Source organism: Kribbella sp. NBC_01245 (assembly GCF_036226525.1).
Classification (GTDB): Bacteria; Actinomycetota; Actinomycetes; order Propionibacteriales; family Kribbellaceae; genus Kribbella.
In genome coordinates, this window is record NZ_CP108487.1 from 8,125,275 (window position 1) to 8,146,459 (window position 21,185).

Below are 21,185 nucleotides of genomic sequence, written 5' to 3' on the forward strand. Positions count from 1 at the left end.
GACCATGGTTCACCAGTGGCGTGGCGTCATCGAGGAGTACCGAGACCGATTGCCGGTTTCGACCGACACTCCCGTGGTGACGCTGGGGGAGGGTGGTACGCCGCTGGTGGCCGCGCAATGGCTCAGCGAGCAGACCGGGTGCGAGGTCTGGCTCAAGGTCGAGGGCAACAACCCGACCGGTTCGTTCAAGGACCGCGGGATGACCGTCGCGATCTCCCTGGCCGCGCAGGCAGGGGACAAGGCCGTCGTCTGCGCCTCGACAGGCAACACGTCCGCTTCAGCTGCCGCGTACGCCGTACGGGCGGGTCTGTTGCCGTTAGTGCTGATTCCGGCCGGCCGGATCGCGAAGGGCAAGCTCGCGCAGGCGATCGTGCACGGCGCGCAGCTGGTCTCGATCGACGGCAGCTTCGACGACTGCCTGCGGATCGTGCGCGAACTCGGCAAGAACTACCCGGTCGCCCTGGTGAACTCGGTCAATCCGGTCCGCCTGGAAGGGCAGAAGACCGCCGCCTTCGAGGTGTGCGACGCCCTCGGGGACGCGCCGGACCTGCACCTGCTGCCGGTCGGGAACGCGGGCAACATCGCCGCGTACTGGAAGGGCTACAACGAATACGCGAAGGACAAACTCGCCTCGAAAACCCCGCAGATGTGGGGATTCCAGGCCGAGGGCGCGGCGCCGATCGTGCGCGGTCACGTGGTGGACAAGCCGGACACGCAGGCGACCGCCATCCGCGTCGGCAACCCCGCCTCGTGGAAACTCGCCGAGGCCGCGCGGGACGAGTCGGGCGGCCGGATCGAGGCCGTCACCGACGAGCAGATCCTCTCGGCCCAGCGCGAACTCGCCGGTAAAGAAGGCGTTTTCGTCGAGCCCGCCTCGGCCGCAGGCGTCGCCGGGCTGCTAGCGACCAAGGCCGCCGGACGTCTCGACGGAGGCCAGACGATCGTCATCACCGTCACCGGGCACGGCCTGAAGGACACCGACACCGCCCTCGCGTACGCCGTACCGGATGGAGTGGACGCACCGGTCACCCCGGCCGAGACCGACGCCGTCGCCCGCGTCGCCGGACTGGTATGAGCCCGGTCGTCCGGGTCCGCGTTCCCGCCACCAGCGCGAACCTCGGTCCCGGCTTCGACGCCTTCGGCCTGGCCCTCGAGCTGTACGACGAACTGACCGTGGTGCCGCGCGCCTCGGGCCTCTCCGTTGAGGTCACGGGCGAGGGCGCGGACGCCGTACCGCGGGACGAGTCGCACCTCGTCGTCCGGGCCATCCGCGCGGGCTTATCGTCCCTTGGTGCGTCAGTGGGCGGGTTCGACCTGCACTGCACGAACCACATCCCGCACGGCCGTGGGCTCGGGTCGTCGGCGGCCGCGATCGTGGGCGGTATCGCTGCCGCCTATGGTCTGACCGGTACTCCGCTGGACCACCCGAAAGTGCTCGAACTCGCGAACGAACTGGAAGGCCATCCGGACAACGTCGCGGCCGCGGTTTATGGCGGATTCACGATCGCGTGGGTGGATGGTGTGGCCGGTCGCGCCGTACGGCTCGACCCGGCCGAAAGCCTTTCTGTCACTGGTTATGTGCCATCCACACCACTGTCGACCGAGGTGGCGCGCGGTCTGCTGCCGGAGCAGGTCTCGCATGGCGACGCGGCGGCGAACGCGGGTAGGGCCGCGCTGCTCGTGGCGGCCCTGACCACCCGGCCAGACCTGTTGCTGACCGCGACCGAGGACCGGTTGCACCAGGAATACCGGGCACCCGCGATGCCCGAAAGCCTGGCCCTGATCAGAAAGCTGCGCGACAACGGTCAGGCGGCGATCGTCAGTGGTGCCGGTCCGACTGTGCTGGTGTTGGGGGAGGCCACGCTGGAGCCGCCGGAGGGCTGGACCGTGCTGCGGTGCGGAATTGATCCAGTGGGTGCACAGGTCTGGTCGGAGGCCCGTGCCGCCGATCGGGAATGATCAATCGATGACACGCGTTGTACCCCTCGAGTCGTGTTGTTGGCCTTCTGTAGTGCTAGTCTCGACTCACCCGATCCCCTCCAGGTGATCGGTGAACTCTCGCCACGATCCGGGCCTTGTCCCGGCACCATGGTGTTCGGTGGCGATCTCCTATGAATTCCTGACGCCGCCTGCGTCAGTGGTTCCAGGGGACCAGATCTTCCGCGAGAGCCTCTATGCCCACGTACCCGTTTCGAGGTCGTGGGTGATGATTCCGGGCGATGAACCTGAGGACATCGTCCATCCGTGTGGGAAGGACCTCACGTGACAGAAACTGTTGAAGCCTCCAGCGCGGTCGGCGCCTCGTCGTCCGCTGCCGGTGAGACGCCCGCGCGTCGCCGGAAGGCTGGCGGCGGCCTCGAGGGAATGCTGCTGCCCGAGCTGAAGCAGCTCGCCGGCACGCTGGGCATCAAGGGCACCGGCGCGCTGCGCAAGGGCCAGCTCATCGAGGCGATCAAGGCCGCCCAGTCGGGTGGCGGTTCGGCCCCGGCCACAAGCCGGGCGAAGTCGAGCCAGCCGACCCTGGACGAGGCGGTCGCCGAGCCGGTGGTGGCGAAGGCAGCGAAGGCTGAGACCCGCGCCGAGGCCCGCACCGAGGCCCGCGCCGAGGCTCGGAAGAACGACGGTGAGAACACTGCCGGGAACAGTCGGCGGGAGAACGGCCGGACCCGTGGCGAGCGTGCCCAGGCCGCCGCTACCGAGGCCGCTCCGGTTGAGCAGGCCCGGGCCGAGGTGGCTGAGCCGAAGACGGCCGAGAGCCAGGTCGAGAGTGGTGAAGCCCGCGAGGGTGGCCAGGACCGCGGCGAGCAGACTCGTGGTGAGCGCAGCCGTAACCGCGACTCGCAGCGCACTGATTCCCGCCGCACTGAGCAGCGGACCGCCGAGCGCACTGAGCAGCGGACCGAGGGTCGCGCTGAGGGCCGGGGTGAGACGCAGGGCGCCGAGCGTGGCGAGGCGCAGCGTGGTGGTCAGGACGGTCGTGACCGGAACCAGGATCGCAACCGCGATGCCGGCCGGAACACCGAAAGCCGTGACCGCAACCAGGACAACCGCGACGGTGGCGAGGACGGCGATGGCCGTCGGCGTCGTCGCCGGGGCCGCGACCGGGATCGCAACCGCGATGGCGGCGGTGCCCCGCAGACCGGTGGCCGCACCGAGCGCAACGAGCGCAGCCGCGGCGGCCGCAACGAGCGGTACGAGCAGGAGCCGGTGGTCAACGAGGACGACGTCCTGGTTCCCGCCGCGGGCATCCTCGACGTGCTCGACAACTACGCCTTCGTCCGGACCAGCGGCTACCTGCCCGGCCCGAACGATGTGTATGTCGCGCTGTCGATGGTCAAGCGCTACGGCCTGCGCAAGGGTGACGCGATCACCGGTGCGGTCAAGCAGCCGAAGGACGGCGAGCGCAAGGAGAAGTTCAACCCGCTGGTGCGGATCGACACGGTCAACGGGTCCGACCCGGAGGCCGCGAAGCACCGCCAGGACTTCAACAAGCTCACCCCGTTGTACGCCTCGGAGCGGCTGCGCCTGGAGACCGAGTCGAACATTCTGGTCACCCGGATCGTCGACATCGTCAGCCCGATCGGTAAGGGCCAGCGTGGTCTGATCGTCTCGCCGCCGAAGGCCGGTAAGACGATGGTGCTGCAGGCACTCGCCAACGCGATCACCACGAACAACCCCGAAGTGCACCTGATGGTCGTGCTCGTCGACGAGCGGCCTGAAGAGGTCACCGACATGCAGCGCACGGTCAAGGGTGAGGTCATCGCCTCCACCTTCGACCGGCCGGCCGATGACCACACCACCGTCGCCGAACTGGCGATCGAGCGGGCCAAGCGCCTGGTCGAGCTCGGCCACGACGTGGTCGTCCTGCTCGACTCGATCACCCGGCTCGGCCGCGCGTACAACATCGCGGCCCCGGCCAGCGGCCGGATCCTGTCCGGTGGTGTCGACTCGTCCGCGCTGTACCCGCCGAAGCGGTTCTTCGGTGCGGCCCGCAACATCGAGGACGGTGGCTCGCTCACCATTCTCGCGACGGCGCTGATCGAGACCGGCTCCAAGATGGACGAGGTCATCTTCGAGGAGTTCAAGGGCACCGGAAACATGGAGCTGAGGCTCCGCCGCGAGTTCGCCGATCGCCGGATCTTCCCGGCCATCGACGTGGTCGCCTCCGGTACCCGCCGCGAAGAGCTGCTGATGAGCAAGGACGAGACGGCTGTTACCTGGAAGCTGCGCCGGGTGCTGTCCGCACTCGACGGCCAGGCCGCGCTCGAGCTGCTGATCGGCAAGCTCAAGGAGTCAAAGTCGAACATCGAGTTCCTGATGCAGGTGAACAAGACCACGCCCACCTCGGGCAACGGTGGTCGAAGCACCGACGACGGCAGCTGAAGTTACTGATACAAACGGGCCCGCCTACTCTCCGGAGTCGGCGGGCCCGTTTGTGTTGCCTGGAATAGGGGGCCGATTGGTGGTGTTGGGTGGGGAAGTGGCAGACTTGTCTGTTGGTTCCGGTTCACGTCGGCGTCCGTTGACGACCCGGGCCGCCTAAGACCTAGGAGATCCATGAAGAGCGACATCCACCCGACCTACGTCGCGACCACGGTGACCTGCACCTGTGGCTCGACGTTCACGACGCACTCGACGGCTGAGAGCGGCAGCATTCACGCTGACGTGTGCTCGCAGTGCCACCCCTTCTACACCGGTAAGCAGAAGATCCTCGACACCGGTGGCCGGGTTGCTCGCTTCGAGAAGCGTTACGCCAAGAAGTAGCTGACTTCCGGCGCCGGTCCTGAGCCTCACGGTTCGGGACCGGCGCCGTTTGCGTGTTTTTGCTGACCTATGGAAGGTGGTGCGGGAGAGATGTTCGAGGCTGTCGAAGCGCTGAAGGACGAGTACGCCGAGCTCGAGAAGCGGATGTCGGATCCCGAGCTGCACTCCGACCAGGCCGTCGCCCGTCAGGTCGGCAAGCGTTATGCGGCGCTGGCGCCGATCGTGCGCGCCTACACCGAGTGGTTGCAGACGGCCGATGACATCGAGGCCGCGAAGGAGCTGGCGTCCGAGGACGAGAGTTTCGCCGAAGAGGCGATCCGGCTGACCACGCGCCGCGAGGAGCTGGCCGAGAAGCTGCAGATGCTGCTGGTGCCGCGCGATCCGGGCGACGACAAGGACGCGATCCTCGAGATCAAGGCCGGCGAGGGTGGCGACGAGTCGGCGCTGTTCGCGGGCGATCTGCTCAAGATGTACCTGAAGTACGCCGAGAACCAGGGCTGGAAGACCGAGGTGCTCGACGCCGCGGATTCCGATCTGGGCGGCTACAAGTCGGTCACTGTCGCGGTGAAGGCCAAGGGCGTGCCCGAGCCGGGCGAAGCGCCGTACGCGAAGTTGAAGTTCGAGGGCGGCGTGCACCGGGTGCAGCGGGTGCCGGTGACCGAGTCGCAGGGCCGGATCCACACGTCCGCGGCCGGCGTACTGGTGCTGCCCGAGGCCGAGGACGTCGATGTCGAGGTTGACGTCAATGACCTGCGGATCGACGTGTTCCGGTCCTCCGGTCCCGGCGGCCAGAGCGTCAACACGACCGACTCGGCGGTGCGCATCACGCACCTGCCGACCGGCATCGTGGTGTCCTGCCAGAACGAGAAGTCCCAGCTGCAGAACCGCGAACAGGCCATGCGCATCCTCCGGTCCAGGCTGCTCGCCGCCGCGCAGGAGGCCGCGAACCAGGAGGCCTCGGACGCGCGCCGGCTCCAGATCCGTACGGTCGACCGGTCCGAGCGGGTCCGGACGTACAACTACCCGGAGAACCGTTTTTCCGATCACCGGGTCGGGTTCAAGACGCACAACCTGGACCAGGTCCTCGGCGGCGAGCTCGCCCCGGTGATCCAGGCCCTGACCGAGGCGGACCTGGCCGAGCGACTGGCCGCGGTCGCCCCGAAGTGACCGCGCCCGAAGTGATCCCGCCGCGTGCTCTGCTGGCCGATGCCGCCGAGCGGCTGCGGGCCGGCGGCGTCGGTTCTCCGGAGTACGACGCGGCGGAGTTGCTCGCCTTCGTACTCGGCACCACTCGCGGCAATCTCGTTCTGGCCGCGCCGACTTCCGCCCAGCTCGAGGTGTACGACGCGCTGGTGGCCCGCCGCGCGCAGCGTGAGCCGTTGCAGCACCTCCTTGGTACGGCGGCCTTCCGGTACCGCGAGCTGGCCGTCGGCCCGGGCGTTTTCGTGCCGCGTCCCGAGACCGAGGTGATGGTCGGCTGGATCCTCGACCGGCTGGTGGGCGTCGAGAACCCGCTGGTGGTCGACCTCTGTTCGGGTTCGGGCGCGATCGCCGGCGCCGTCGCGACGGAGCGGCCCGACAGCACCGTGCACGCGGTCGAGCTCTCAGCGGACGCCTGCGTCTGGGCTCGGCGGAACCTGGCCGGGACGGGCGCGATCCTGCACGAAGGCGATATCGATGGCTGCCTGCCGGAGCTCAACGGCCAGGTGGATGCGGTGATCGCCAACCCGCCGTACATCCCGTTGACCGCGTGGGAGTCCGTCGCCACCGAGGCCCGGGATCACGATCCGGCGCTGGCGCTGTGGTCGGGGGATGACGGCCTCGACGCGATCAAGGTGGTCGCCGCGACGGCTGGGCGATTGCTGAAACCGGGCGGCTGGTTCGGCTGCGAACATGCCGACGTACAGGGGGAGTCCGCGCCTGCGGTCTTCGCCGCGACCGGGTTCTTCGCCGAGGTCCGCGATCAACCCGACCTGGCCGGCAAACCCCGCTTCGTCACCGGACGTCGTATCTAAGGTGGCGGCAACTTTGCCGCTCTGCGAGGCCGTCTAGTCGCAGTTGCAGGCGTTCTGCGTGCACTGGCAGGCCTTGGCCCAACTGGATCAGGGCTTGCCGTAGTAGCGCCCGTGCCTCGCCGGGATCGTCGTTGTGCTCAGCACAGTCCGCGAGACCTTCTAGCGCTTGAGCGGCTAATCGCGGCTGCTGATTCACCGTACGACGCAGGGCAATCTCGAACTGCTCTTGGCTGTCGTCGACACGTCCAGCCGCCAGGAGAGTTCGTCCGAGGTGAAGGCGGGCAAAGTTCTCACCGAGGTGCGTGCAGTTCTTGACGGCTATGACGAGCCCTTGTTGATGAGTCTCGACTGCCAGGTCCATCTCGCCCAGTAGCCGGTACGCGTCGCCGAGGTAGGACATCGTGTTCGATAGCGAGTACTCCAGTTTGTGCTCGATAGAGAGCGTCTTAGCGGCCATAGCGGCCTGCAGCGCCTCTGTCGGTCGCCCGAACCATAGGTGGCACTCGGCAATACCGTTCAGCAGATCGGGTTGTAGCTGCTCATTGCCGATTCGCTCGGCAGCAGCCAGTGCATCCTCGTAGTACGTCAGGGCGTTCGCGAAGTCCCATTGCTCGCCATAGAGCCCGCCGAGATATCCAAGGGCCAGGGACGCCAACGGCTCGTGCCCGACCTTGCGAGCGAGTCGTACCGACTCCTTCAACAGCTCGGGCCACTCGGATCGCGCGTCGATCGCGCCAGTGGCATAACCGAGCGAACTGAGGATATGCGCTCGCAGCGCCGGATCCCCGCCGATCGACAACTCCGCGGCCTCGCGCAGATCGGCGATGCCCTTGCGCGCGCCACACCGGATCCGGCCGTAGTGCCCGCGGATGTGCAGCAGTCGCGCCCGGCCTTCGGCATCACCGAGGCGGTCCGCGGCGGCGAGGCCGATCGTGAGCACGGTGTCGATCTCGTCCAGCCGGGTCCGCCGATGCAGGTACGGCGCGACTACGTTCGCCAGCCGCCAGGCCAGGTCGTCCCGGCCGATCGCCTCGGCCTGCGCGACGGCGGCCACCAGGTTCGGCCATTCGGTGTCGCACCACTCAAGGTTTGGCCCGACAGCGGGGCCTGCAACGGCCGGACGGTCGGACAAGTCGGCGTACAACACCTGCGACACCTGTTGCAGGGAACGCTGGACCGTCTGCAGGTAGTACTCCAGGAGGCGGCAGATCGCGTCAGACCGCTCCACGTCGGACTCCTCGGCCCGTGCGACTTGTGCGGCGTACTCCCGCAGCAGGTCGTGGAACTGGAACCGGCCCGGCTCTGGCTGGAGCAGGAGATTCGCGTCGACCAAGGCCTCGAGAACCGGCTCGGCCTCGTCCGGCGGCGTGGCGGTCAGCGCGCCGGCGCCGTACGCGTCAGTGTCCTTGCCGGGCATGAGGCTCAGTCGGCGGAACATGCTCTGCCGTTCGGCCGTGAGCTGCTCGTACGACACAGCGAAGGCGGAGGCGACTCCACTGCCGTCGGCGCTCAATTCGGTCAGCCGTCGGTCCTGGGCGTCTAGCCGCTGGTTGAGGTGTGCGACGGTCCACGCGGGCCGATGCCGCAACCGCGAACCAGCGATGCGAATGGCCAGGGGTAGATGTCCACACCGCTCTACCAGTTCGAGAGCGGCTGGAGCCTCCTTGCCGCTGCGGGCCGCTCCGATGATCTGGCTCAACAAGGCGGACGCATCCGACTCATCGAGTACGTCGAGCGCGAGGCGGGCCCTGGTGTCGAGACTCGTCAGTTGGCGTCTACTCGTCACCAGCACGCCGCAGGTCGGCGTACCAGGCAGGAGCGGGTAGACCGAGGCACTGTCGAGTGCGTTGTCCAGGATGATCAGCAGGCGCTTGCCAGCGACCTCTGACCGCCAGAGCGCTAGACGTGCCTCAGAGTCCTGCGGAATCTGCTTGGCCGGTACGCCGATACTGCGCAACAGGTGGTCGACAGCGCTCTCAGTGGCGAGTGGCTCCCGCCCAGGCGAATGACCGTGCAAGTCCACGAATAGCTGGCCGTCGGGATAGGTGGTGGCCAGTTCGCGTCCAGCCCGTACGGCGAGGGCGGTCTTGCCGACACCGGCCATGCCGTCGATGGTCACCACTGGTGGTGTAGACCGATCACCCGGACGTAGAGAGGTGATGACGTCGGCCAGTTGCGTCGTACGACCTATGAAGGCTGCACCGCTGTACGGAAGCTCATCCCGGCCGAGCGGCTTAGGGCTGTCGTTGCGGAGGATCGTCTCGTGAGCTGCCCGTAGTTCCGGACCCGGCTCCACGCCCAGCTGCTCGACCAGGATCGCCCGCGTCTTGCCGTAGTTCGCAAGGGCCTCTGCCTGCCTACCGCTGCGGTAAAGCGCGAGCATGAGCTGTGCCGCGACTCGCTCGTCCAGCGGTCTGTCGGCGACTAGGCCGACCAGTTCCGACACAACCTCCGCATGGCGACCGTTGGCCAGGTCTAGGTCGATCCGGTCGCTCAGGACCTTGTCGCGCCGCTCTGCCAACCGGTGCCGCTGGGTGCTGAGGTAAGACCCTGGAAGCCCGCTAAGCGGTTCACCCCGGAACAGCGTCAGGGCGTCGCCGTACATCTCTGCAGCCCATTCTGGATCGCCCTGGTGGTCTACAGCCGCCACTGCCGCCTCGAAGCGGTCCACGTCGACACAGTCGGCTGGAACGCGCAGCACGTAGCCATCCCGCGTACGGTCCAGCAGGCCCTCTGACGGCAACAGCTTGCGAATTCGGTAGATGTACGGCGGGATGACCTTCAGACCGGTAGGAGGCGGGCTGTCGCCCCAGACGGCGTCGAGCAGCTCCTCCGGGGTGGAGACCCGATTGGCCCGCAGCGCGAGGACTGCCAGCAGCACCTGCTGTCGGATCGGCCCGGTGTCGAGGGCGCGGCCGCCGAACCGCACGGCCAACGGCCCGAGCAGATCAATGCGTAGCGCCTCGGTCACAGTTCGAAGTCTGCGTAGTCACCGGGTTCAACACCAGCCGGAATATCACCTGTCGGCCAGGATCTACTGCGAACGGGCATAGGCGTCGATCTCGGCGAGCAGCCCGGCCTTCACCGCGTCGCCGGCGAACGACGCCCGCACGGCGGCCTTGGCCAGCTCCGCCAGCCCGGCGTTGTCGAGCTCGAGCAGCCGCGCGGCCACGGCGTACTCGTTGGAGAGCGTGGTGCCGAACATGGGCGGGTCGTCGGAGTTGATCGTGACGGTCAACCCCGCTTCCACCATCGCCTTGACCGGGTGCTGCTCGTAGGCGGCGACCATCTGGGTGGCCAGGTTCGACGTGGGGCAGACCTCGAGCACGATGCCGGTCTCACCGAGGTGGTCGACGAGGGCCGGGTCCTGGGTGGCGGAGGTGCCGTGCCCGATCCGCTCGGCGCCGAGCACCCGGATCGCGTCCCAGATCGTCTCCGGCCCGGTGGTCTCACCCGCATGCGGCACGCTGTGCAGACCAGCGGCCCGGGCGGCGTCGAAGTACGGCTTGAACTGCGGCCGCGGCACGCCGATCTCGGGACCGCCGAGCCCGAACGAGACGAGCCCGTCCGGGCGCACCTGGGTCGCGATGCGCATCGTCTCCTCGGCGCCGGGCAACCCCTCCTCGCCGGGGATGTCGAAGGTCCAGCGCAGCACCACGCCGAGCTCCTTCTCCGCGGCGACGCGCGCGTCCTCGATCGCCTCGCAGAACGCCTCCGGCGCGATCCCCCGCAGCAGCGAGGTGTACGGCGTCACGGTCAGCTCGGCGTACCGGATGTTCTGCCCGGCCATGTCGCGCGCGACCTCGTAGGTGAGGAAGCGGACGTCCTCCGGCGTACGGATCAGGTCGACGACACTCAGGTAGATCTCGATGAACTTGGCGAAGTCGGTGAAGACGAAGTACTTCGCGAGTTCCTCCGGATCGACCGGCACCGGCGAGGACGGATGACGGGCAGCCAGCTCGGCCACGATCCGGGGGGTGGCGGATCCGACGTGGTGCACGTGCAGCTCGGCCTTGGGCAGACCGGCGGCGAAGGTGGGAGACGCGATCATGGCGCCGATCCTATGTGGCACGATGCACTGCGTGAGCGAGCGTTATGACTTCACCGGTGATGAGCTTGGCCCGGCCTATGCGGCTGCCGTCGACGCGATCGAGGCCGGCGAACTGGTGGTCCTGCCGACCGACACCGTGTACGGCTTGGCCGCCGACGCGTTCAAGGCCGAGGCGGTGCAACGACTGCTGGATACCAAGGGCCGCGGCCGGGACATGCCGCCGCCGGTGCTGATCTCGGTCGTCGACACCATGGACGCCCTCGCCACCGACATCCCCGAGGCCGGTCGCGAGCTGTGCAAGGCCTTCTGGCCCGGCCCGCTGACCGTGATCTGCCACGCGCAGACCTCGCTGATGTGGGACCTGGGGGAGACCCAGGGCACGGTCGCGCTGCGCGTTCCCGACCAGGCCGACACCCGCGAGCTGTTGTCCCGCACGGGGCCGCTGGCGGTCAGCTCGGCCAACCTGAGCGGGCAGCCCGCGGCCACGGACGTGTACGACGCGGAGCGCCAGCTGGGCGACGCGGTCGCGGTCTACCTGGACGGGGGAGTGTCGCCGAAGGGCGAGCCCTCCACCATCGTCGACCTGACCGGCGACATCCCGAACGTGGTCCGCGTCGGCGCGCTCAGCGTCGAGGACCTGCGCAAGGTGGTGCGCCGCATCTCCGCCCCCGGCGACCCGGCGCCGGAAGACGAGCCTGAGGTCGAGATCGTGGAGGACGCGAACAAATCCGCGTCGGCCGACGTCTCAGCCCCTGAGGACGCGGACGCCCCGGCGCCCGACCCCGATGCCAAGAAGACCGACGTCGCGGCGCCTGACGACGCCGACGCCAAGACCGACGTCTCCGCACCTGAAGGTGTCGATGCCAAGACCGACGTCTCGGCACCTGAAGATGCCAAGACCGCAGTTGAGAAGACCGACGCTGACAAGACCGACGAAACGAAGCCAGGCGAGTAAGTGCGCGAATACCTGCTGGTCCTCTTCGTGGCCGCGGCCACGACCTTCCTGCTGACCGGCATCGCGCGCACGATCGCGCTGCGGTACGGCGCGGTGGCGAAGGTCCGTTCCCGCGACGTGCACGCCGTCCCGATCCCGTACTTCGGCGGCGTCGCGATCCTCGGCGGCCTGATCGCCGGTTTCGCCGTCGCGTCGTCGCTGCCGTTCCTCGGCGACAGCCTCCAGGTCGCGCACGACGCCCGGGCGATCCTGCTCGGCGGCGTCATCATCTGCGCGGTCGGCGTGGTGGACGACCTGGTCGAGCTCGACCCGATCACCAAACTCGCCGGCCAGGTTCTCGCGGTCGGCGTACTGGTCGTCCAGGGCATCCAGCTCTTCTGGCTGCCCCTGCCCGGCGGCATCCTCTCGCCGCCACTCGCACAGCTCGCCGTCGTCACCGCCGGCATCCTGCTCGTCTCGACCAACGCGACGAACTTCGTGGACGGCCTGGACGGTCTGGCCGCCGGTGTCACCGCGATTGGCGCACTGGCCTTCTTCACCTACTCGTATCTGCTGAACGTCGAGCAGGGCCTGGACCGCGCGACCACCGCCACCCTCATCACGGCGGCCCTCGCGGGTGCCTGCCTCGGGTTCCTGCCGCACAACTTCTGGCCGGCCCGCATCTTCATGGGCGACTCCGGTTCACTGCTGATCGGCCTGATGCTCGCGGCCTCCACGATCAGCCTGACCGGCCAGATGGACCCCAACGCCGTCCCGTACGAGGTCGGTGGCTCGAGCCTGCTGCCCGCACTGCTCCCGCTCATCCTGCCGGTGGCCGTGCTGGCCATCCCCGCGCTGGACCTGACGCTCGCCTACATCCGCCGTACCAAGGCCGGCCGTTCCCCCTTCGCCGCGGACAAGCTGCACCTCCACCACCGCCTCCTGCAACGCGGTCACTCCCACCGCCGCGCCGTCCTCCTGATGTACCTCTGGACCGCCCTCATCGCCTTCGGCGTAGTAGTCCTAGGCCTCCTCCTCTCCTGGTGGACCGTCATCCTGGTCCTAGCCATCACCATCACCGCCATCCTCCTAACCACCGGCCGCCCCCACCGCCGCACCCCCACCACCCCACCCCTAGCCAAGGTCTGACCCCTCTTCTGTCGCGAGTGGTCACATCTGGTCCAGCCTGCGGTCGCCCGGCGCGGCGCTCTGCGCCACACACTGGCCGGTCCGTACGGGATCGAGGCGCATGCAGGAGCGATTTTGCTGACGCATCAGATAACAACAAAGTCGCTTGATTGTATGGGTCGGTTGTATGAGTTGTATCTGTTGCGTTTTCATCTCGACTGACATTGTCGTTCTCACGTTCCGCCACAAACGGCCCGGGAAATATATGCGATACCTATCGATCCGGACGTTGCGATAGCAGCGTCGCTGGAGCGGTTGACTGTGCCCTTTGTGGTGGCTATCAAGGGAGGCATGTCATGAAACGACCGTTTATGCGAGCTGTTGTCGCGGTGCTTGCTGGAGCGTCGGCAGTCGGCGGTGTATCTGCGGTTGCTTGGGCTAACACAGAGACGGCCCAAGCCTGCGTGCATTACGTCGATCCGCCGGGGTCGGCGATCAACGTGTGGGTAAGGGGCGGCCGGACGGGGTGCACCAACAACGTAAGTCTGACGCTGGAGCTCTTCAGGGGTTACTGGGGCGTCGACGGGGTGGTGCGCACTGCGCACGGCAATGGCACGAACTTCTCTCTGCTGCCCAACCGGCCCTGCGCGGAAACCGGGCGCCAGGAGTACTACGGGAAGCTGCGTAGTACAGCGGGAGGCACCTGGCAGGGGCCAAAGGCAACGCGCTGCTGATCAATTAGACGTTCCGAATAGCGGCTCCAGATTACCTGGAGCCGCTATTCGGCAACGCCGAAATCAGCATGTCCTTGCCGTAAGTGATCGGCGAATCGGCTCTAGGAGTGGCGGGCGTGTATTACCAGCGGATTCCGATTATCTTCCGAATAATCACGGTGATTGCTGTCGCGATCTCCGTGAGCCTTCTGACCGGCGTGGCGTCCGCTGGCGGCAGCCGGTACGCCTCCTGGTCTGAGGTGGGGCGCCTTGCATCCGCAGGCCTCACTTTCGTACTGCCGGTCGTCGTGCTCGCATCGGCCTTCGTTGCCGGTCGCTGCCGACTGGCGCTGCCGGGGGTCGGTGACGTTGCCACAGGGCGCAAAGTTCCTGCGGTGGGGCTTGTCGCGCTGGCCTTTGGCGGCTTCGTTTTGGGCCTCTTGCCGATGATCGGCTGGGCGGCGCGGACCGCGACAGACTCGGTCCCGGTCTGGATGTTGCTGCCGGCGTTGGTCTGGATTCCGGTCGCGGCTCTCGCTGGCGCCGCGGCGGAGGCTTGGCTCGGATGGCGGAGGGCTGGAATCGGGAGCGTGATCCTTGCGACCGTCTTCTGGGGGATCTCGCGAGGTCCGGCTGTGGTGACTGATCACCTGCAGTTCCTGCCGTTCACCGGGATGCTGGAGCGACCTGGCGGTGAGGTCGGATGGAACCCCTGGCTATTCGTGCTGAGGGTCATCGTCGGCCTGGTCGTAGGGCTGGTGCTTCTGCGTGCCGTCACACGCAAGGCTCGTGGTGGGTCTGTCGTGAATGAGAGGGGGATCGGCGACCTCCTCATCTGGGGGTGCCTGGGTGTGGTCGGCGCCGCCGCGGCCGTTCAGGTCCAGCCGCATGTCGTGCTCAGAGATCCCGATCTGCGTTGTGGCAGTGGCGAACTCGTCGTCTGTGTGTTGGCCGGTCATGAGAGGGATCTCGGCGAGGTTGAAGATCTGGTCCGGCTCTTCGCGAATGAGGCCGGGCCGGCACTGCTCCCGGTGGAACTGGTCAGCGAGGCCGTCACGGCTGGCCCAGGAGTAGTGCGGATCGCGATCGGGCCGGAGAAGAGCGCCTCCGTCTCGCTGGATGTGGGAAGTCAAGTCGCCACGGCGATCGCGGGGATGGATCGATGCGGGATCGACGAGAGTCATAAGGCGTTCGGCGCCTATCGATTGGTTGCTGTCTGGTTCATGGAGCGAGCTGAGGTATTCGCCGCGGGGGAGCAGGGGGATCCCGGTGCGGAGCGGACCCTCGTGGAGTGGCGGAAGCGACCGGCAGGGGTCACGAGCGCGCTCCGCGGATTGGCTTCGACCATCCATGCTTGCGCGCTCACGCTGGACATGCTGCCGTGACCGCGCTAGGCCCGACTGGGGACCAGACCACTGGTCCGCGTGGTGTGTGGATAAGGTGGGCCTGACCAGCGGGGTTTGAAGGCGCTGGTTTTGCCTGTTGCGGCGACTTTGTGCTAGTTTTCACAAGCAACGCAGCAAAACAGAGTGAGACCCTGACCCCGCCCATTCGACGCTTTGGCTAGGACCTGAGCGCCAGCAGGACGGAACCACCAGATGGCCCCCGAAGACGTAGCCGGCCAGGCGACGCGATATCCCGCATTGGTGATGTTGCGCGGCGCTCTTGTCGCAGCCGTCGTGGTCGGCGTGAACGCGAGCGCTATCGCCGCGGTCGCCGCCGGGATCAAAGGGCTCTGGGGCGCGTTGCTCGGCCTTCTGATGGTCATCATCTTCTCTGGCGCAGGCCTTCTCGCCTTGCATGCTTCGCGAAAGACCAGCCCGACCACCCAGCTTGCGGTTGCCCTCGGCTCCTATACCGGCCGGATCGCCTTGTTCGGCGCACTCCTGGTCGTAGCGCTCGGCTCCGACTCGCTCGCCCGCAACGTCAACCTCACCGCTCTCGGCATCACCGCGATGGTGGTCGTGATGGCATGGATGGCGGGGGAGATCTGGGCCTGGTCGCGGCTGCGTGTGCCGATCTACGACCTTGACCACGAGGTGTCGAAATGACCACGTACTGTGGCGTTTCCGCCGCCTCGCGCAGTGGTGTGTTCGACCGCACTGACGCCGATGTGACCCGGCGTGTCGCCGACTGCTACCGTTCGGGTGCCAATGAGCCAGCAATCGGATCCACCGCCGCCGCCGAGCAATTCGACAGACGGCTGGAGGGTCCTGTCCTACTTGATCGGCGGACTTGTTCTGTACGCCGGCATCGGGTGGCTGCTGGATCGCTGGCTCGATACCTCGTTCTTCCTTCCGGCGGGCATCGTCCTCGGTGCCGGGCTCGCTGTAGTGCTGATCTACTTCCGGTACAGGGACTCCTGAGCCCTTCCGGATCGACTGAGACCGCCTTGTTTGAGTACGACTTGAGCACGACGCGAAAGGAGACCCGGTGATCACCGGCGTTCCGACCGAGGGTGGATTCACCCCGCCCGGGCCAGAGGCCTTCAACCTGCCGGGAATGTTCGGCCTGGATTGGTTCACCAAGCCAGTCCTGGTGGCGTTCGTATCCGTGATCGTGATCGTCTGGTTCTTCTGGGCGGCGTCGCGCAAGGCAGCGGTTGTGCCGGGCCGGCTGCAGTTCGCCGGTGAGCTGGGCTACAACTTCGTCCGGAACTCGATCGCCCGCGACGCGATCGGCAGCCATGAGTACATGAGGTTCGTGCCCTACTTGATGGGCCTCTTCTACTTCATCCTGCTGAACAACGTCGCCGCGACCATCCCGGTGATCCAGTTCCCGACGTTCAGCCATGTCGGCTGGGCCTACGGTGCGGCTCTTCTGAGCTGGATCATCTACAACTTCGTCGGCGTCCGTAAGCACGGCGTGTTCGGCTATCTGAAGCACCAGACCATGCCGGCCGGTGTGCCGATGTGGCTGATGCCGCTGATGATCCCGATCGAGTTCATCTCGAACATCGTGGTTCGTCCGATCTCGCTGTCGCTGCGACTGTTCGCGAACATGTTCGCCGGCCACATCCTGCTGCTGGTCTTCGTGCTCGGCGGCGAGTACATGGTCCTCGAGAGCGGCAACATCGCTCTCGGCGGTGTTGGCATCATCACCTGGTTGATGGGCCTGGCGATCGCGGGCCTGGAGCTGTTCGTGCAGGTCATCCAGGCTTACATCTTCACTGTCCTCACCGCGCAGTACATCGGCAGCGCCATCGCCGAGGATCACTGATCCAGCCAGCACCACCAGACCCGTAGTACACGGAACCCCGGATATCTCATCCGTACCGAAAGGAAGCACCTGAAATGGTGAGCAACATCGCTCTCGCACTGACCGGCGACATCGCTGTCCTGGGCTACGGCCTCGCGGCAATCGGCCCGGGTGTCGGCGTTGGTCTGATCTTCGCGGCCGTCATCAACGGCACCGCGCGTCAGCCCGAGGCGCAGAGCAAGCTCCAGTCGATCGCGTGGATCGGCTTCGGTGTCACCGAGGTTCTGGCGATCATTGGTATCGCCCTTGCCTTCGTGTTCCGCGGCACCGCCGGCTGATTCACCCCCTGACTGACAGGACACCGACATGTTCACGACAATGATCCGGCTGACTGACGCAGCCGGCGGGGAAGAGGCTCCGAGCCCGATCATCCCCGAGCACCCGATCGAGGTTGCTTTCGGGTTCGTCGTCCTGATCCTGCTGGCCATTGCCTTCGCGAAGGTCGTCGTTCCGAAGTTCGAGAAGGCTTATGCCGACCGGACTCAGGCGATCGAAGGCGGTATGAACGAGGCCAAGCAGGCGCAGGCCGAGGCGAAGGCGGCGCTCGAGAAGTACAACGCGCAGCTGGCCGAGGCCCGCCAGGAGGCGGCCCGGATCCGTGAGGACGCCCGCGAGCAGGGTGCGGTCATCATCGCGGAGATGCGCGAGCAGGCGAACACCGAGGCGGAGCGCATCGTGACCCACGCGCGCACGCAGATCGAGGCGGAGCGTTCGCAGGCCGTCGCGCAGTTGCGTCACGAGGTGGGCGCGGTTGCCACCACGCTGGCGGGACGCATCGTCGGTGAGTCGCTCGAGGACGAGGCGCGCCAGCGTCGTACGGTCGAGCGCTTCCTGGCCGAGCTTGAGTCGCAGGAGTCCGCTGCTCAGGCCGTGGGAACGGAGCGCTGATGCGCGGCGCATCGCGGGAGTCGCTCGCCCGGGCCCTCGAGGCCCTGGCGGGCAGCACCGTCACGGAGGAGCTGGGCACCGAGCTGTTCTCGGTCGTCACGCTGCTCGACTCCAACGGAACGCTGCGCCGTGCGCTGACCGACCCGGCTCGCCCGAAGGCGGCCCGGACCGGACTGGCCGACCAGCTGCTCCGCGGCAAGATCTCCGACACCGCGCTGGCCCTGGTGGTGGCCGCGGTCGAGGGCCGGTGGAGCAGTAGTCGTGACCTCGGCGATGCGCTCGAGAAGCTGAGCGTCGACGCCGATGTGGCGTACGCCGATGGTCAGCGCAAGCTCGACGAGCTCGAGGACCAGCTGTTCCGGCTGGAGCGCATCATCGCGGCCGAGCGGGCGCTCGCCGCGAAGCTCGGCGATCGCGGTATTCCCCTGGCCCAGCGCCAGGAGCTGATCCGCGGTCTGCTGGCCGGTAAGGCAGACGCGACCACCGTCCGGCTCGCCGAGCGCGCCGTGGCCGGTCGTGGTCTCAGTCTGGCGGCCGCGTTGCGGTCCCAGCAGACGGCTGCCGCGGCCCGGCGGAGCGCGAGTATCGCGACCGTGCGGGTGGCGCAGGACCTGTCCGAGGCCGAGCGCACCAGGCTCGCCGAGGCACTAGGCCGGCAGTACGGCCGGCAGATCCAGCTGAACGTCATCGTGGACCCGTCCGTCGTGGGCGGCGTTCGGGTAGACATCGGTGACGACGTGATCGATGGAACCATCGCGGCACGGCTCGACGAGGCGTCTCGGCGCATCGCGGGTTGACCCTCACAGACCACAAGGCGCTGAGGGCCGGAAAAAACCCCAGAGCCACCACGAGCCAAGGAAGCAGGGACGGAAGATAATGGCGGAGCTCACGATCAGGCCGGAGGAAATCCGGGATGCCCTGGATCGCTTCGTCTCCAGCTATGAGCCGGAGACGGCGACCCGCGAAGAGGTCGGCACGGTTGTCGACGCCGGTGACGGCATCGCCCACGTAGAGGGCATGCCCTCGGTGATGGCGAACGAGCTGCTGACGTTCGAGGACGGTACCCGCGGTATCGCACTGAACCTCGACGTGCGCGACATCGGTGTCGTCGTCCTCGGTGAGTTCGACAAGATCGAGGAAGGCCAGCAGGTCCGCCGGACCGGCGAGGTTCTCTCGGTGCCGGTCGGCGAGGGCTACCTCGGCCGCGTCGTGGACGCGCTGGCCAACCCGATCGACGGCCTCGGCGAGATCGAGAACCTCGAGGGCCGTCGCGCCCTGGAGCTGCAGGCCGCCGGCGTAATGGACCGCCAAGAGGTCCGTCAGCCGATGCAGACCGGTATCAAGGCCATCGACGCGATGACCCCGATCGGCCGTGGCCAGCGTCAGCTGATCATCGGCGACCGGAAGACCGGCAAGACCGCGATCGCGATCGACACGATCATCAACCAGAAGGAATTCTGGGAGTCCGGCGACCCGGAGAAGCAGGTTCGCTGCATCTACGTCGCCATCGGTCAGAAGGGCTCCACGATCGCGGCCGTCAAGGGCGCGCTCGAAGAGGCCGACGCGATGAAGTACACCACCATCGTGGCGTCCCCGGCGTCCGACCCGGCCGGCTTCAAGTACGTCGCGCCGTACACCGGTTCGGCCATCGGCCAGCACTGGATGTATCAGGGCAAGCACGTCCTGATCGTGTTCGACGACCTGACCAAGCAGGCTGAGGCCTACCGGTCGATGTCGCTGCTGCTGCGCCGCCCGCCGGGTCGTGAGGCCTACCCGGGTGACGTCTTCTACCTGCACAGCCGTCTGCTCGAGCGTTGCGCGAAGCTGTCGAACGAGCTCGGCGCGGGCTCGATGACCGGTCTGCCGATCATCGAGACCAAGGCGAACGACGTGTCGGCCTTCATCCCGACCAACGTCATCTCGATCACCGACGGCCAGATCTTCCTGCAGTCGGACCTCTTCAACGCCAACCAGCGGCCCGCCATCGACGTCGGTGTGTCGGTCTCGCGTGTTGGTGGTGCCGCCCAGGTCAAGGGTATGAAGAGTGTTTCCGGAACGCTGAAGATCGACCTCGCGCAGTACCGCGCGATGGAGGCGTTCGCGATGTTCGCGTCCGACCTGGACGCCACCTCGCGCCGCCAGCTGGACCGTGGTCAGCGTCTGGTCGAGCTGCTCCGCCAGCCGCAGTACTCGCCGTACCCGGTCGAAGAGCAGACCGTGTCGATCTGGTCCGGTACGACCGGCAAGTTCGACGATGTCCCGGTTCAGGACGTGCTGCGCTTCGAGCGTGAGTTCCTGGACTACCTGCGCCGCTCCGGCGACACCCTGGCCAGCATCCGCGAGTCCGGCAAGTTCGACGACGACCACCAGGCCGCCGTGACGAACGCGCTGGACGAGTTCAAGAAGACCTTCCAGACGTCCGACGGCAAGCTGCTGGCCGGTCGCGAAGAGGTCGCATCGCTGGAGCAGGACGAGGTCGAGCAGGAGCAGATCGTCCGGCAGAAGCGGGGCTGATCAGCCATGGCTGCAAGTCTCCGACAGCTGAAACAGCGACGGACCTCGGTTACCACGATCAAGAAGATCACCCGGGCCATGGAGCTGATCGCGGCGTCGCGGATCGTCAAGGCGCAGCAGCGTGCGCAGGCGGCCGCGCCGTACGCTCGTGAGCTGACCCGTGCGGTGTCGGCGGTGGCGACGTTCTCGAACGTCGACCACCCGCTGACCACCGAGAAGCCGGACGCCAAGCGGGCGGCGGTGCTGGTGATCACGTCCGACCGCGGTCTGGCCGGGGCGTACTCGTCCAGCGTGCTGCGCGAGGGCGAGCGGCTGAACGCGCTGCTCAAGGACGCCGGCCGTGAGGTCGTGCCATACCTGAGCGGCCGGAAGGCGATCGCGTACTACGGCTTCCGCCGCCGCACCGTGGCACAGTCCTGGAGCGGTTCGTCGGACAGCCCGTCGTACGACGACGCGAAGGCGATCGCGGACGCGCTGATCGAGGCGTTCCTGACGCCGACCGAGGAAGGTGGCGTGGACGAGATCCACGTCGTCTTCACCCGGTTCGTGTCGATGCTGACGCAGCGTCCCGAGGTCATCCGGCTGCTACCGCTGGAGGTCGTCGAGGGCACTGAACCGCCGGCCGAGGACGAGGTCCTGCCGCTGTACGAGTTCGAGCCGTCCCCCGAGGACGTGCTCGATGCACTGCTGCCGAAGTACGTCGCCAGCCGGATCCACTTCTGCATGTTGCAGGCGGCGGCGTCCGAGCTGGCCAACCGGCAGCGGGCGATGAAGTCGGCGACGGACAACGCCGACGATCTGATCAAGCGGCTGACGCGTGAGGAGAACCAGGCGCGTCAGGCCGGTATTACCCAGGAAATCAGCGAGATCGTCGGTGGCGCGAACGCGCTCGCCGATGCCAACGCCGGGAGCGAGTGAGA

Annotated in this window: 19 protein-coding genes; 17 read left to right on the plus strand and 2 right to left on the minus strand. The window is 67.2% G+C overall.

The genetic code is table 11. The annotated features are described in order from the left end of the window. The first annotated feature begins 4 nt into the window (after positions 1-4). From thrC to prmC, 6 genes are all read left to right on the plus strand, one after another. On the plus strand, positions 5-1,075 hold the full coding sequence (thrC, locus tag OG394_RS37420) for a threonine synthase (protein WP_328992040.1): 1,071 nt from the start codon (positions 5-7) through the stop codon (positions 1,073-1,075). Next, positions 1,072-1,959 (plus strand): homoserine kinase, encoded by an 888-nt coding sequence (gene thrB / locus OG394_RS37425; protein WP_328992041.1) that lies wholly within the window; start codon positions 1,072-1,074, stop codon positions 1,957-1,959. Before thrC ends, thrB begins: the two co-directional genes overlap by 4 nt. Before the next feature lie 303 nt (positions 1,960-2,262). After that, entirely contained in the window at positions 2,263-4,383 is a 2,121-nt protein-coding gene (gene rho, locus OG394_RS37430; RefSeq protein WP_328992042.1) for a transcription termination factor Rho, read from the plus strand. A 174-nt stretch (positions 4,384-4,557) separates the two neighbouring features. Further along, positions 4,558-4,764 (plus strand): 50S ribosomal protein L31, encoded by a 207-nt coding sequence (rpmE, locus tag OG394_RS37435; RefSeq protein ID WP_328992043.1) that lies wholly within the window; start codon positions 4,558-4,560, stop codon positions 4,762-4,764. 90 nt (positions 4,765-4,854) lie between these two features. After that, a complete protein-coding gene (prfA, locus tag OG394_RS37440; RefSeq protein ID WP_328992044.1) occupies positions 4,855-5,931 on the plus strand; it encodes a peptide chain release factor 1 in 1,077 nt (358 codons plus the stop codon). Continuing rightward, positions 5,928-6,779, plus strand: coding sequence for a peptide chain release factor N(5)-glutamine methyltransferase (gene prmC / locus OG394_RS37445; RefSeq protein WP_442914255.1), 852 nt, complete (start codon positions 5,928-5,930; stop codon positions 6,777-6,779). Before prfA ends, prmC begins: the two co-directional genes overlap by 4 nt. On the opposite strand, the gene OG394_RS37450 is transcribed toward prmC, so the two are convergent. Together OG394_RS37450 and OG394_RS37455 are read right to left on the minus strand one after the other, a co-directional pair. Continuing rightward, positions 6,760-9,750, minus strand: coding sequence for an AfsR/SARP family transcriptional regulator (locus tag OG394_RS37450; RefSeq protein WP_328992045.1), 2,991 nt, complete (start codon positions 9,748-9,750; stop codon positions 6,760-6,762). The genes prmC and OG394_RS37450 overlap by 20 nt on opposite strands. 63 nt (positions 9,751-9,813) lie before the next feature. Further along, positions 9,814-10,830: an adenosine deaminase gene (locus OG394_RS37455; RefSeq protein ID WP_328992046.1), complete on the minus strand. Its 1,017-nt coding sequence runs from the start codon at positions 10,828-10,830 to the stop codon at positions 9,814-9,816. A gap of 22 nt (positions 10,831-10,852) precedes the next feature. On the opposite strand from OG394_RS37455, the gene OG394_RS37460 reads away from it, so the two are divergent. The 11 genes from OG394_RS37460 (at position 10,853) to OG394_RS37510 (ending at position 21,183) form a co-directional block, all read left to right on the plus strand. Then, positions 10,853-11,785 (plus strand): L-threonylcarbamoyladenylate synthase, encoded by a 933-nt coding sequence (locus OG394_RS37460; protein WP_328996910.1) that lies wholly within the window; start codon positions 10,853-10,855, stop codon positions 11,783-11,785. Further along, complete coding sequence (locus OG394_RS37465) at positions 11,786-12,913, plus strand: glycosyltransferase family 4 protein (protein WP_328992047.1); 1,128 nt, start codon at positions 11,786-11,788, stop codon at positions 12,911-12,913. 1,087 nt (positions 12,914-14,000) lie between these two features. Next, on the plus strand, positions 14,001-14,990 hold the full coding sequence (locus tag OG394_RS37470) for a hypothetical protein (protein ID WP_328992049.1): 990 nt from the start codon (positions 14,001-14,003) through the stop codon (positions 14,988-14,990). A 213-nt stretch (positions 14,991-15,203) separates the two neighbouring features. Beyond that, positions 15,204-15,656 (plus strand): hypothetical protein, encoded by a 453-nt coding sequence (locus tag OG394_RS37475; protein ID WP_328992050.1) that lies wholly within the window; start codon positions 15,204-15,206, stop codon positions 15,654-15,656. Positions 15,657-15,758: 102 nt separating this feature from the next. After that, positions 15,759-15,971, plus strand: a complete 213-nt coding sequence (locus tag OG394_RS37480) for an AtpZ/AtpI family protein (RefSeq protein ID WP_328992051.1) — start codon at positions 15,759-15,761, stop codon at positions 15,969-15,971. 67 nt (positions 15,972-16,038) lie between these two features. Next, complete coding sequence (atpB, locus tag OG394_RS37485) at positions 16,039-16,824, plus strand: F0F1 ATP synthase subunit A (RefSeq protein WP_328992052.1); 786 nt, start codon at positions 16,039-16,041, stop codon at positions 16,822-16,824. 74 nt (positions 16,825-16,898) lie between these two features. Beyond that, positions 16,899-17,141, plus strand: coding sequence for an ATP synthase F0 subunit C (gene atpE, locus OG394_RS37490; protein WP_328992053.1), 243 nt, complete (start codon positions 16,899-16,901; stop codon positions 17,139-17,141). Between the two features lie 28 nt (positions 17,142-17,169). Beyond that, entirely contained in the window at positions 17,170-17,751 is a 582-nt protein-coding gene (locus OG394_RS37495) for a F0F1 ATP synthase subunit B (RefSeq protein ID WP_328992054.1), read from the plus strand. Then, positions 17,751-18,548, plus strand: a complete 798-nt coding sequence (locus tag OG394_RS37500) for a F0F1 ATP synthase subunit delta (protein WP_328992055.1) — start codon at positions 17,751-17,753, stop codon at positions 18,546-18,548. Before OG394_RS37495 ends, OG394_RS37500 begins: the two co-directional genes overlap by 1 nt. Before the next feature lie 79 nt (positions 18,549-18,627). Continuing rightward, positions 18,628-20,265, plus strand: coding sequence for a F0F1 ATP synthase subunit alpha (gene atpA / locus OG394_RS37505; protein ID WP_328992056.1), 1,638 nt, complete (start codon positions 18,628-18,630; stop codon positions 20,263-20,265). A gap of 6 nt (positions 20,266-20,271) precedes the next feature. Beyond that, complete coding sequence (locus OG394_RS37510) at positions 20,272-21,183, plus strand: F0F1 ATP synthase subunit gamma (protein ID WP_328992057.1); 912 nt, start codon at positions 20,272-20,274, stop codon at positions 21,181-21,183. The last annotated feature ends 2 nt before the right edge of the window (positions 21,184-21,185 follow it).

Bases quoted from the DNA above. Each gene is read 5' to 3' on its own strand.
- thrC (WP_328992040.1), top strand. From the start codon at position 5: ATGGTTCACCAGTGGCGTGGCGTCATCGAGGAGTACCGAGACCGATTG.
- thrB (WP_328992041.1), top strand. From the start codon at position 1,072: ATGAGCCCGGTCGTCCGGGTCCGCGTTCCCGCCACCAGCGCGAACCTC.
- rpmE (WP_328992043.1), top strand. From the start codon at position 4,558: ATGAAGAGCGACATCCACCCGACCTACGTCGCGACCACGGTGACCTGC.
- prfA (WP_328992044.1), top strand. From the start codon at position 4,855: ATGTTCGAGGCTGTCGAAGCGCTGAAGGACGAGTACGCCGAGCTCGAG.
- OG394_RS37455 (WP_328992046.1), bottom strand. From the start codon at position 10,830: ATGATCGCGTCTCCCACCTTCGCCGCCGGTCTGCCCAAGGCCGAGCTG.
- OG394_RS37460 (WP_328996910.1), top strand. From the start codon at position 10,853: ATGCACTGCGTGAGCGAGCGTTATGACTTCACCGGTGATGAGCTTGGC.
- OG394_RS37475 (WP_328992050.1), top strand. From the start codon at position 15,204: ATGGCCCCCGAAGACGTAGCCGGCCAGGCGACGCGATATCCCGCATTG.
- OG394_RS37480 (WP_328992051.1), top strand. From the start codon at position 15,759: ATGAGCCAGCAATCGGATCCACCGCCGCCGCCGAGCAATTCGACAGAC.
- atpE (WP_328992053.1), top strand. From the start codon at position 16,899: ATGGTGAGCAACATCGCTCTCGCACTGACCGGCGACATCGCTGTCCTG.
- OG394_RS37495 (WP_328992054.1), top strand. From the start codon at position 17,170: ATGTTCACGACAATGATCCGGCTGACTGACGCAGCCGGCGGGGAAGAG.
- OG394_RS37500 (WP_328992055.1), top strand. From the start codon at position 17,751: ATGCGCGGCGCATCGCGGGAGTCGCTCGCCCGGGCCCTCGAGGCCCTG.
- atpA (WP_328992056.1), top strand. From the start codon at position 18,628: ATGGCGGAGCTCACGATCAGGCCGGAGGAAATCCGGGATGCCCTGGAT.
- OG394_RS37510 (WP_328992057.1), top strand. From the start codon at position 20,272: ATGGCTGCAAGTCTCCGACAGCTGAAACAGCGACGGACCTCGGTTACC.